The sequence below is a fragment of the Flavobacterium sp. 38 genome, from assembly GCF_057799715.1.
Genome location: NZ_JBYNWZ010000009.1, coordinates 149,842 through 162,320, shown reverse-complemented (window position 1 = coordinate 162,320; position 12,479 = coordinate 149,842). Strand labels below are relative to the sequence as shown.

The 12,479-nt window shown below is 35.2% G+C and carries 9 protein-coding genes; 1 reads left to right on the top strand and 8 read right to left on the bottom strand.

Annotated features, from left to right (window positions below):
- Window positions 1-420 precede the first annotated feature (420 nt).
- The gene (locus AC3E9W_RS19230; RefSeq protein WP_488769635.1) at window positions 421-900 is read right to left on the bottom strand and encodes a hypothetical protein; all 480 of its coding nucleotides are present in this window, start codon (window positions 898-900) and stop codon (window positions 421-423) included.
- On the opposite strand from AC3E9W_RS19230, the gene AC3E9W_RS19225 reads away from it, so the two are divergent.
- The gene (locus AC3E9W_RS19225) at window positions 890-2,110 is read left to right on the top strand and encodes a DUF8696 domain-containing protein (RefSeq protein ID WP_488769634.1); all 1,221 of its coding nucleotides are present in this window, start codon (window positions 890-892) and stop codon (window positions 2,108-2,110) included. The two genes, AC3E9W_RS19230 and AC3E9W_RS19225, sit on opposite strands and share 11 nt — an antisense overlap.
- 166 nt (window positions 2,111-2,276) lie before the next feature.
- On the opposite strand, the gene AC3E9W_RS19220 is transcribed toward AC3E9W_RS19225, so the two are convergent.
- The 7 genes from AC3E9W_RS19220 to AC3E9W_RS19190 all read right to left on the bottom strand — a co-directional run bounded on the left by AC3E9W_RS19220 (window position 2,277) and on the right by AC3E9W_RS19190 (window position 12,469).
- Window positions 2,277-3,500 carry a DUF4374 domain-containing protein gene (locus AC3E9W_RS19220; protein WP_306157427.1) on the bottom strand — a complete coding sequence of 408 codons (1,224 nt, stop codon included), beginning with the start codon at window positions 3,498-3,500 and terminating at the stop codon, window positions 2,277-2,279.
- 25 nt (window positions 3,501-3,525) lie between these two features.
- Window positions 3,526-5,892, bottom strand: a complete 2,367-nt coding sequence (locus AC3E9W_RS19215) for a TonB-dependent receptor (RefSeq protein ID WP_488769633.1) — start codon at window positions 5,890-5,892, stop codon at window positions 3,526-3,528.
- 109 nt (window positions 5,893-6,001) lie between these two features.
- On the bottom strand, window positions 6,002-7,093 hold the full coding sequence (locus tag AC3E9W_RS19210) for a heparan-alpha-glucosaminide N-acetyltransferase domain-containing protein (RefSeq protein WP_488769632.1): 1,092 nt from the start codon (window positions 7,091-7,093) through the stop codon (window positions 6,002-6,004).
- 32 nt (window positions 7,094-7,125) lie between these two features.
- A complete protein-coding gene (locus AC3E9W_RS19205; protein ID WP_488769631.1) occupies window positions 7,126-8,541 on the bottom strand; it encodes an AMP-binding protein in 1,416 nt (471 codons plus the stop codon).
- 17 nt (window positions 8,542-8,558) lie between these two features.
- On the bottom strand, window positions 8,559-8,801 hold the full coding sequence (locus AC3E9W_RS19200) for an acyl carrier protein (protein ID WP_306157419.1): 243 nt from the start codon (window positions 8,799-8,801) through the stop codon (window positions 8,559-8,561).
- A gap of 411 nt (window positions 8,802-9,212) precedes the next feature.
- A complete protein-coding gene (locus AC3E9W_RS19195) occupies window positions 9,213-10,619 on the bottom strand; it encodes an MATE family efflux transporter (protein ID WP_488769630.1) in 1,407 nt (468 codons plus the stop codon).
- Window positions 10,616-12,469 (bottom strand): IucA/IucC family protein, encoded by a 1,854-nt coding sequence (locus AC3E9W_RS19190; protein WP_488769629.1) that lies wholly within the window; start codon window positions 12,467-12,469, stop codon window positions 10,616-10,618. The genes AC3E9W_RS19195 and AC3E9W_RS19190 overlap by 4 nt, the downstream gene beginning before the upstream one ends.
- Window positions 12,470-12,479 lie beyond the last annotated feature (10 nt).

Genomic DNA, 12,479 nt, shown 5'->3' with positions numbered 1-12,479 from the left:
AATAGAATTCCCTTCCCCGCCACGAATTTCGTCATCTTTTTCCTGTCCCTGGAACCCATAACGGTAGCTATCGGCAGACTTATGTCTGTTTGGCACCAGCATTCCAAAAGGATAGTAATCTAATAGCTTTGAATCCCTTTAAAGATAAGAACTTATTGCTTTTTTAGCTGTTATGAAAATGCGATTTTAGGCATTTTTTCGCATTTCAAAGTTAATAAAATGATTAAAATATTTGCATTTTTAATTGTAGAAATTAGTAGGAAGTTTTTACTTTTTTTGTTGCACTTATGGATAAGTAAAAAATGATCAAAACAAGATCAAAACGTTAATAAAACAATACTATAAAAAAGAAGAAACAGTTTTACAAAAAACCGTTTCTTCTTTTTTTATAAAGAAACTAATGAAAGTTTGAATCCAGTATTATCTCAACTTCCCAACAAAGATTAAACTACCGCCAAGAGCTTCAGAAACAGCTTCAAATTCAGCAGCACCTTTTTGCTTTAATAAACTAAATTTCCCATCAGGAGCTGTGATATTACCATAATATTCTACACCATCAATTGTACCTACAGTATATACTGTTCCATATTTTTCAAAAGAAGTAAAAGGTTCAACTTTTAAAGTTTTTAAATCTACAAGTGCAAATTTTGTTGGAGCATTGTACCAGTCAGCAGGTTTTGCAGGTTGGCTGAAAAATATTACAAAATGTAATGTAATTTTATTATTTTTATTTAGGATTAATAGAAATAATGAATATCTTTGTAAGAATATTAACACATAAGCTAAATTAAATATGAAAAAAATTACTCTTAGTATTTTATTGTTATTAAGCATTCTTTCATTTGGACAGTCTGTAAGCGTTACAGTTACTGAGTTGAAAGTTCTGAATATGGATGCCACAACAATAAATTTCGGTACAAATGTTCAATCTGTTAATGTATCCATAACGGCAACAGTTACTACATCTTATAATGAAGACCCAACTGCCTTGGGAAAGATAGCGGTTTATTATAAACGAAACAGTCATACACAGGGACCTTCGATTCCCACAAATGGATTTGATGGAAGTTTCCAAATGATGAATGGTAGAACTCAATCGAAAACTTTTAAAATTACTTTATATAGATCTGATTTTGATGATGTTGGAGGTAATGTTTATGTACAGTACAGTCCTCCTGGAAATACTTTATTAAATTATAAAAGCGATATTATAAATGTTACAAAGATTCCGGATCCAATTAGCAACAATGTCATCTCAGGTAATCAAACAATTAATGAAGGGCAATCTACTAGTGCTATAAGTGGATCTACTCCTTCTGGAGGCGATGGAACTTTTATTTACACATGGCAACAAAAGGTTGCAAATGGTTCATGGATGAATATTTCAGGTGCTACTAACAAAAATTATTCACCTGGTGTTCTTACTTCAACAACGTCATACAGAAGAATTGTTACATCAGCTGCATACGCAGTTACCAGTACAAGTAACGAGGTAACTGTCACGGTAATTTCTTTGCCAACTATAGAAAATAATGTAATTACTCTAAATGGCAATAATATTTCTGGTAGTTTGCCAACAGGTGGGACTGGCACATATCAGTATTCATGGATAGTATATATAGATGAAGTGCCAGCACCTGATGGGTTTGTTATAGAAGGAAGTGGACAAAATTTAGAAATTCCTTCTTGGTTGCACAATGAATATTGGGAAGGAGAAAATATTAAATGGCCAATGTATATTTATAGGCGAGTAGCATCTGGAAATAAATTTTCAGATAGTAATTGGGTAGAGATTCCGCTTTTAAATAGCAATAGAACGTCACTTACTGAAACAAATTTACAAAGTGAACTAGATGAAATTATGACTGTCTATCCAAATCCAACATCAGAAGAAGTTAATTTTGCAACTAATTTCTCAACCAATAAAGAAATAAATATTGTCGTTTACTCAGATAAATTACAAAATGAAAAATCAGTATTTAGAGGAGTTGTTGAGCCTAATCAAGTTGTAAACTGGAATATTCCTTCAGGATATCAAAAAGGACTTTATTACTATAAAATTCTTTCAGGAAATAAAAAAGTCAAATCAGGTAAAATAATAATTCGATAAATTGGAATTGATGAGAATTTTGGTTTTTAATATTAATTGATTCAACTTAGTTAAAAACGGGCTAAAATAATTATATTTATTTTAGCCCATTTTAAAGTATATCTAAGCCTAAGATAGCATTTGCTAAAAGAAGATTAACTCCAAAAAAATAATGCTTGTCATTTTGTTATCTCAATTTCCCAACAAATATTAAACTGCCACTAGCTTCTGAAATTGCTTCAAATTCTGCAGCTCCTTTTTGTTTTAAAAGTCTATATTTAAAATTATTATTATCTGTAGGAATATTTCCATAATACTCAACACCGTCAATTGCTCCTACTGTATATACTGTTCCGTATTGTTCAAATGATGTAAATGGCACTATTTCTTTTGTTTTTAAATCTACAAGCGCATATTTTGTTGGAACTTTATACCAATCAGCTGGTTTTGCAGGTGGCGTAAAAGTATTATCAAAGTATTGAGTAAGTGCTTTGTTATCATGAACATATGAAACTACATTTACTGAATGTGCATTTAAAACAGCCTTTAAATCTACAAAAAAGGTAGAATCAAACGTTCCATTAGGATTTACTTTTAACAATCCACCTGGCGTTGGGTTACCAGTTACAGTACTATAATCTAATGAAAGGGCTGTAGCACGAGATGGTCTGTAGTATAAACTACCATCATTTCCTTTTGCAAAAGTATCATACCCCATTGACATGCGGGTATCATTAACATAACTAACAGCTTTTGATGCTATGTCAAAAACTGCAATTTGAGCATATTGTGGAAACTTATTAAAATCAGTAGGAGTTGCTGCCACTGGTAAAATGATTTTTTTTGCAGAAGTAACGTAACTCATATAAGTTGATGTTTTAACAGCAGCATCATTACTTAGCGGAAGGGCAGTGACAGAAATGGTTTCTGCAATAGTCATAGTAGTTGGATTGAACTTAATAACTTTCCCATCGTTTAACGCAAAAAAATAAGCTTCTGTTTCAGACACAAAAGCAGGAGGTCCAAAAGTACCGCTAACACCAGTTCCAGTAAGGCTTAAAGCATCTGCAGCCGAAATTTTCATGTTGTTGCTTACATTATATTTCGTTAAAGTTGAAGCTGTACCATTCCAAACATATGGATGTTCTCCATAAGAATATATCGTAGCGCCAGGCCCTATCTCTGTCATTGTTTTATAATCAAGAGTTGAAGGAAATTTATCGTAAGCTCCCAAATAAAAAATAGTTTCTCCACTAGGGCTTTTCACACGAACTGATGCAATAACTGCTGGATTTTGACCTTGGCCTCCATCATCTGTTTTATTATCATCTGAACTACATGATGTTAATGAGAGTACTGAACACATTATGGCTAATGCAGCATTTTTTATAAAAAATCTATTTGTTTTCATAAACTTGTTGGTTAAATAATTATAATTAAAATTGAGTTACTAATTTGATATTAAATGCTCTTCCGGGCTTTTGCACGCCAAAAAAGTCATAATTTTTTTCGTTGGTTATGTTTTGTATTTCTGCAGTTAGGGCATATTTAAAACCGCGTAGGCTGTTATGGTAAGTCGCGCCTAAATCAATGTTATACTGGCTCGGAATAACGAATGGATTTGTAGAAGCACTTTCCCAACTTCTATAAAATTCGTACACATATCTTGCATCCAGAAAAAGAGCCAATTTGTCTTCTTTGCCAATTAGGTTATGAAAAGAATAATTAGCGCCTCCGTTAGCAAAAAAATAAGGCTGGTTGGGTACTCTGTCACCTTTGTAAGCAGCAAATATTCCTTCGTCTGAGTCATTGTAAAAATCTTGATAAGTGCTGTTGGCGTGAAATGAAAGTCTGTCATTTTTAGAAGTCCAGCTCCCAGAAACTTCAATTCCTTTAGAAGTCGCTGCAAAGACATTTTGATAGATATTATTACGATCCAAAGCTGGAACAAAAAGGATCTGATTGTCTATTTTTCTTAAAAACACATTGGTTTGAGCCTGCCAGCTGCTTCTTTCGGCATTTGTTTTAGACTTGAAAAAAAGCTCAAAATTGAAGTTATGGCTGCGTTCTGGTTTTAAATTTAAATTGCCTTGAATAAATTGGCCGTCTCCGAACAATTCGTCTGTCTGAGGCAGACGAGTAGCATATTCATAGGTTAACCTTGTAGAAAACTGTTCGTTAAATTTATAACGAAATCCATTTCCAAAACCAAAATAATTTACGCTTCTGTCTTCTTTTATAACGGTATTATTAGAAGGTATTTTTTCTTCAGAATTGACTTTTTGCAGATAATTTTTAACAAAAAGTATATTTTCTAATTTTTCATTTAAGGCATTTATTTTAAAATCAGCTCCATTTACCCAAGTAAACAAATCTCGTATAGCACTTGCCGGATCATAACCTGTAATAAGTCTGTCGTCTCCAGTTTGTTTGGAATAGGTAGGAGCGGAAGTAAAATTCACGGCGTATTTATCGCTAATTTTCCATGAAGCTTTCAGGCGTGAGAAAATATCATTATTCCAAGTATAAGTATCGCTTGGACCAGTAGATTCAGAAATTTCACCGCTGACATTTCCAGCAGAACCTTCAATGCGTTCGCCATACCAATTGTAAACGTAATCAGATACATCTGTAAATTGACGTTCTCTGTAATTGTATCCTGAGATAATATCTAAATTAAAATTTTCGCCAAAGTCATTGCGATAAGTAAGTACAGTTCCAGCCGCTTTTCGATAGGTCATAACTTCTCCATAGGGAACTCCAACCATTAATTGGTTGTGCTGAATTTCTTTGCTGTAATCCGTATAAAATCCTTCTATGCTCAGTTCTTTTGCCCAAGTTCTGTCTTTTACACCAGTTATCAGCTGTATTCCATAACCTTCGTAGGCATCATGAAATCGAGGTACCGTGACTTTTTTAAGCTTTCCGGCATTATCGGCAACATCAACATCTACTTTATAGTTGTTTTGTGAGGTATCATAAAATCCGCTTCCTTTTATAAAAAAGCCAGTATTTTTATCATAATTGCTAAGTACTAAAGAGGTTCTGTAAGTTCCAAAAGATCCCGCCTGCGCTGCCAAAGAGCCGCTGAAACCAGATTTAATTTTCGGAGTAATTAAATTGACAGCACCGCCAAGTGCATCTGCGCCAAATTCGATAGGAACAACTCCTTTATAAACCTCAGCGCGATCAATTAAGTTTACAGGAACTGTCGAAATTCCGAAAGTATAGCCGTGATAATCCAAAGGAATTCCGTCTAAGAAAAAACGGATTTGATTTCCTGTCAGTCCATTCATCGAAAAATTGGTTCTGGAACCTAAACCTCCTGTACGTCGAATATTAATACCCTGTGTTTGGGCAAGAACTTCTCCTAAATCGGTAGTTTTGAACTTCGCTTCTTTCATTTCTATTACAGAAACGGCTTGTGCTGTTTCCTCTTTTTTCTGTTTTTCAGATACACCTTTTACAAAGACATCATTTAATTTCTCTGCATCTTTTGATGGTTTTTCAGCTTTTTCTAACGCTATATTGATAGTAGCATTTGAATTTTCTAAAACAACGGTTTCTTTTTTCGAAATATAGCCCTCCAAACTAGCTTCAATTGTATAACGCCCCATAGCTGCATTTTCAATTTTATATAATCCGCTGGCATTTGTTTTAACATTTATTTCGGTGCCTAAAAGCTGAATGTTAACTCCCGCTAACGGGTTTCCAAATTCATCATTCACTTTACCAGAGATCGTGTTTTGAGCCATTAAAAATGTCGTCGACAATAAAAAGAGCAATGCTATTTTGAGCTTCATGAAATATACTTAGAATTAAAAACTATTCTTATTTAGAATAAATAAAGCTTCAAAAGTATGAAATTATCTATTAATAATATCCAAAGGTTTAATAAAATATATTAAAAATTTAATTCAGAGCTTCTATAACTTTGGCTTTCTGCTTCTTTTTTCTCAGGAAATCTATTAGTATCTGAACCGAAAAAGTCAGAACGATATACATAACAATTAGCGCCAGTACTGTGGTTATTCCGTTCGATCTGAAACCGAAAATGCCTTTTCCCCAAGAAATTAATATCCATTGCGTCATATACATGGTCGTCAGGTTCTTGCTGCAATATTTTAAAAGCCTTGTAAATTTATTTTCTTTAATGTGTACGGATATTTTAAAAAGAATCCAAAGGAAAATTAAGGTCCAGCCCGCGAAATAAATAACCCCGCCCGGACCCATGTGGTAAAATCCATTGTAATTGTAATCTCCATAAATAAAAACTAACGGAGCACCCAGAGCAACAAATACAAAGCCGATATACAGCATTTTTTTAAACAACTGCGGTCTGTTATAATTCAGTTCCTGATACCATTTTCCAAAAAACATTCCGATGATAATAAAAGACATCCAAGGAAAAACTGGAAAATAAACGTATGCTGGAAAATCATTATTGAAAAGAAGATCTAACACATAATTAACCACTGGAATATCAATATTGATACCGCTGACTTCTCTGGAAACTAATGCAATCAACATTCCTATGGCTAAGATTCCATATTTGTTGGTGATATATTTTCTAATAAAACCAACGAACAGCAAAGACATTCCTGCCAATTGCAAAATATCACCCAATAACATCAGATACACATATTGCTGTTCTATTGGTCCGTGCCAGCCGTATCTCTGAATGAAATTATCGGGTGCAAAACCAAAAAGTACAGGAAAAATGAACTTTAAAAAATTCATTAAAAGTGCCGCGCCCAAAAGCAGTACGCCACGCGTTATAGAACTTTTCAGACTTTGATGGCGCGAGGTCATAAACGTTATTCCCATACAGATTAGAAATATAGAGGTTCCTCTGCCTAGAAAGACAATAAAAACCCCAATAGCACTTTCTGATTGCGATTTTACATCTGCAAATGTCAAGAGTGTATGTATAATAATCATTCCAATGACACTCATTCCTTTTATCAGATCAAGTGCTGGAATTCTTTTGCTTTGCTGTTCCATGGTTTTGTATTTTAGTTATTCAATAATTGAAATTATCCAACAGCTGTTTTTGCTGCTGCAAATGAATTTTTGTTTTCGTTAATAATTTTATTGATTGCGGGATAATCGACTTTACCGTTAACAGTAAGAGGCACTTGGTCGAAATAATAGTTTTTTATCGAACTGGCATGCAATCCCAATTTTTCCTTTGTTACTTGAGTTATGGTTTCGCGAGATAAAGTTTCGTCCTGATGTATTACGCCTAGATATTTATCCTGAACACTTATACAGATAAAGGTTTGCCCGCCCAACTCATTTTTCAATAAAACTTCAACTTCGTCCAGGTTTAAGCGCATTCCAAACAATTTCATAATGCGTTTTATACGTCCCTTAATATGGTAATAGCCCAATTCATCTTTTTCGGCTAAATCGCCAGTATATAGTTTATCAGTTTCATCATAATGCTGTAAATCAAAGATGTTGTTGGCATAACCGCCAGAAACATTTGGCCCGTAATAAATCAATTCTCCAGTGTTTTCATCAATTTCAAACCTTCCGTTTTTTACCGTAAATCCTATAGAAGTTCCTTTATCCTTAAAATCGTTTGGCGGTAAAACAGCCATTCTGCCGCTGGCTTCGGTTTGTCCGTATTGTGCAAAAAACAGTTTGTTGTAATTATCAGTATAATTTGAAATCACATTTGCCAGTTCTTGATTGAGCATTCCACCCGTATGAGTCAAATAACGTAATGTTGGAGTGTCTTTTTTAAAGAAGCCAAAGCGCTGCAGCAACTCATAAAAATAAGGAACACCGCTCAGTGTAGAATAACCATATTCCGTAAGATCTGACCAGAATTCTTTTTGGAGCACATCTCTGTCGGTACACACAATGGTTTTGGCTTTGATGCAGTTGGTTGTAAAAATCGAAAAGCCGTACACAAAATTAATGGGCACATTTAACGGAACAACATCGTGTTCCGTTATTGGCATGTACTCCATAATAGATAAAGCATTCTGAACCAGATTGTAATCTGAAATCTTAACAAATTTGGGCGAACCCGTAGTCCCAGACGTACTCATTAAAAGTTTCACATCGCCATGAATAGGGTAGAGGCGAATTTCTTTTCTTTTAAATAGAGAAATGTCTGCAGAAACCTGCTTTAAATCATAACTTTCAACTTCCGTTCTGGACGGATCGAAGATATAAGCGGGCCTATATTCATCTTCCAAGTTTTGTTTAAACTCAGGATGCAAACCCGCATTCAGCAAGGCTACGGTATATTTTTTTTGATAAAAATTCAAAAACGTTTCAATTGCTGGTAGCTGATTGTCATTATAAATAAAAACAACCGCACGCAGATCTTCAATATCTAACGATTCGTGTATTTGCTTAAACGTTTTGACAACTTTGGTCTTTGCATCTATAAAATTTAATTTTTTATTCTTTTGAATTAAATCATAAAGTTCCATACTTTTTTCTTTTGAAATTATTGGATTTCTACACCGTTTTTCTTCAGTATTGCTTTTATTTTATCGATGTTTCCCATTTCCAGAATATCTTCCATCGGAATGGCTATGTCATAAAATCGCTCCAGTTCTTCAACCAAAAGCAAATGGCTCATAGAATCCCATTCTACAATGCCCTGATATTCTAAATCGGGTGTGATTGATTCTACTGGTATTTCAAATGCAGTTGCAAATACTTGATGTAATTCTTGTGTGGTACTCATAATGATGTTATTTTTTAATTTGTTTATATTATTTATTTTAAATTGTTTGATGTAATTATACAGCTAAATTTTTAGGAGCTAATCCCGCTATTCGTTGCAATCTTTTTTATTTTTAAAGAAAAAATAAAAAAGGATTTCCACTTCTATCGGGGCTAGGACATTCAGTTTCATAAGAATGTTTTCGGCTTTTTTGTCATCTCGAGGCACGAGACCCGAGCGATAGCGAACAGGCGAAGCAAATCTTCGTAAGAAACTCGACAAAGATTGCCGAATATCTGGGTGGAAATACTAGTGTGATCTCTCCTTCGTCGAGATGACAAACTTTGTGGTTACTTACTCATCTTTCAAACTCAAAAACCTATTCCCGATAGCTATCGGGACTATGTGTTTAAAAAATTATACTATTTATTCTTAAACTTTAGCCAGCTTCCATTTTCCTGTTCTGAATATCGTGATACAGCCAAAAGCCAATACAAGCTCTGAAAGTAATATCGCAGCAAAAATCCCTTTTGGACCGAAATTCAATGCGACTCCAAACACAAACGAAAGCGGTATCTGGATCACGTAAAACATGAGAATGTAAAGCAGTGTCACAATCATAACTTTTCCCGCCGCATTAAGCGCTCTGGAAATAACCATTGTATAACCTAATAATACATAGGCAATAGAAATAATATGAATGTAAGTCGTGCTGTGATCAATAACTTCGGGCACGTCTGAAAAGATTCTGACAACAGGATCTGCGATAAAAATCCATAGGATAGCTACCGAAATCAAAAAGCACATATTAATCATTCCTGCCCGCCAAACCGATTTTTCGGCTCTTTCTGGCTGTTGTGCTCCGAGATTTTGTCCGGTTAATATTCCTGCCGCATTTCCTATTCCCCAAGCAGGTGTAGTGACAATCGATGCCACGCGCTGTGCTATGATATAACCTGCGAGAGCGTTTCCTCCAAAATGAGAAACGATTTTAATCATAAACAGCCAACTCGATGCAGGAATTAAATACTGTAGCATACCGCCAAAAGCAAGCCTAACTACTTTTTGAAAAGTTTCGCGTTGTAGTGCCAATTGCTGTTTTCCAATTTGAAGAATGGTTGAACCTTTAATCAAATGAAATGCCTGATAACCAACTCCGACAAAACGGGCTACGGCTGTAGCGATACCAACTCCCAATAATCCGTAGGCGGGTATTGGCCCCCATCCAAAAATAAGGAGCGGGCACAAAAGAATATTTAATATATTCGAAAGCCATAGCGTACGCATCGCCATAGAAGCATAACCCGCGCCGCGCAGAATTCCGTTTAAGGCAATGCGGATAATGATAAAACCGCAACTGGCAAACATTACTTTTGCATATAAACTTCCCTGTTTTATACTCGCTGGAGAAAGTCCCATTAGTCCCAATATTTCATCGCTCCATATAAAACAGATGATGCTGATTAGAATACCGCAGATTACGCTGATGTTGATGACCTGTCCCGCTGTAACACTAGCCTTCTTAAAATTCTGTTCGCCAACACGCCGCGCAATCAAAGTCGAAGCTGCAATGCTCAAACCAATGGAAACCGAATACGAAAAACTGATAACCGATTCTGTTGAGCCTACAATAGAAACTGCTGCAGCGCCCAATTTGCTCACAAAAAACAAGCTGGCACAAACAAAAACAGATTCCATTACCAGTTCTAAAACCATAGGAACAGCCAGCAAAACAATTGCCCGATTTATACTGCCTGAAGTGAATTTTTTCTCTCTGCCTAATACCGCCGTAACAAACAAATCGGTATAAGATTGAAGTCTCAATACAGCTGCCTTCATGATTGGTGTTGTATTGTTTCAGTTCCAATCTCTGTAAACTCGTTCCTTTCGTACTGCCTGATGACATAAAGCGGATTAGGAAGTTTGCTTCCTTTTTTCGGCACAGCAAAACCAGTTTGTTCCGCATAACCATTATTCAACAGTTTCAAACTATTGATATAAAAGCGCTTAAATTCAGGTTCAAAAAGATTGTACTTTTCAAAACGATCTATCAAATGCGGATTATCCAGCTGATATTCTTCAATTGATCCGATTACGGTTTTCCAAAACAAATGTTCGTCATAATCCATATGCGTATGCAGAATATCAGACAAGTATCTAAAAAAGGCATCAAAAACACCAATCAAAATAAACAAAGGCGTATTTTCTTTATTAGAAGATTGAATCAGACCGTCTTTAAGATCGTCTGGTAATTTTGATTTGGCTTCTTCTGTCAACACAATATCATCGACAAAATCTTTGATAATGATGCGTTGCGGAACACCATTTTTCATAACTAAAATGATATTCTCGCCATGAGGTGTCACGCATAAAGAATGCTGATAATAAATATGAAGCAAAGGTTTTAAATAGGCTTCTAAATACTGTTCCAGCCAGTTTTGAATGCTTAAACCCGAAACATTTATCAATTCCTGCAGAAAAGGACGATTGTTATTATCAATATATAATAAAGAGGCCATCGTCATTAAATTTTCTTCGGGCTTGCGGTATTTCTCGGCACTTTCTCTCCATAAAGCACCCAACATTTCACGATAATGATACGGACTGTCAGCTATGGCATTGTACTGCGGATGACGATACGAAACTGTAGCCACTTCGCCTAAAAGAACTACTTCTTTTTCCTCAAAATAAGGATCTTTTTCGAGCATATCTTTTACCCATTTGGTAACTCTTGGCGCAATATCCATTTGTTTTGGAGAAAGTCCGCGGATGTTTCCTGTACTCAAAATAGAGATCGCCGTTTTTACATAATGTTTTGACGGGTGACTTAAATTAAAGAAAGTTCGAATGCTTTGCTGAGGCGAATATACATCGTCACTTTTGCCCAAAATCACTAAAAATTGATTGGCCAAATCCTGATGAAACTGCAGTAAAATTTTATTGTTCAGCTGCCACGGATGTACGGGAATAAAAACGTAATCTTCAACCGTAAGTTTCATATTACGAAGTTTTTCCTGAAATCCTTTATAAACTTCCGCGCCTAATTCTTCGGCATAAAAATCATCAAAATGAATAGTTTCTAAGGAATTAAATAAAGCTCTTTTCTTATGCGCAGCAAGCCAGTACAAAACGGTATTCTTATTAGCTTCGGGAGCATAATTGTGATAATCCGTATTGTTGAAACCAACACGTCCTTTATTGGCAATAACCCACGGATGACCTTCCATTTGATGTTCGATAGTTTGATAATCAGCTTTTGTCAACTCAGCCGCGCTCAGTTTTTCTCTTGTGTACAAATGCGCATCTGCATATAAGGTATTGAGAAGTTCTTCGGTGTATTTTGCCAATGTAAAAGAGTCGATGCCAAAGGTTTGCTGCAATTCCATAAAAAACGAAAGTATATCTTTCGCGGAAGCGGCTATATTATTTTCCCATCTCTGGATACTTTCTTTCTCAATATGCCAATATTCCAAAAGTCTAGGGTAAGCCGAAAAAGTGTAGTAAACCTCTGGACGATCGGTGGTCAGTTTAAAATGTTTAAGACCATCTTTTTCACTGTCTGTAATCACAGGTTTAGCAACATCTTCATGCATTAATTCTGCTAAACTTTTGGCTAGCAAATTAAGATTTACCTTTTCCCAAACGGGAGCGGTAAAAACTTCGAAGTGTGGTATTATTTCTAGATTCATTTTTGATGTA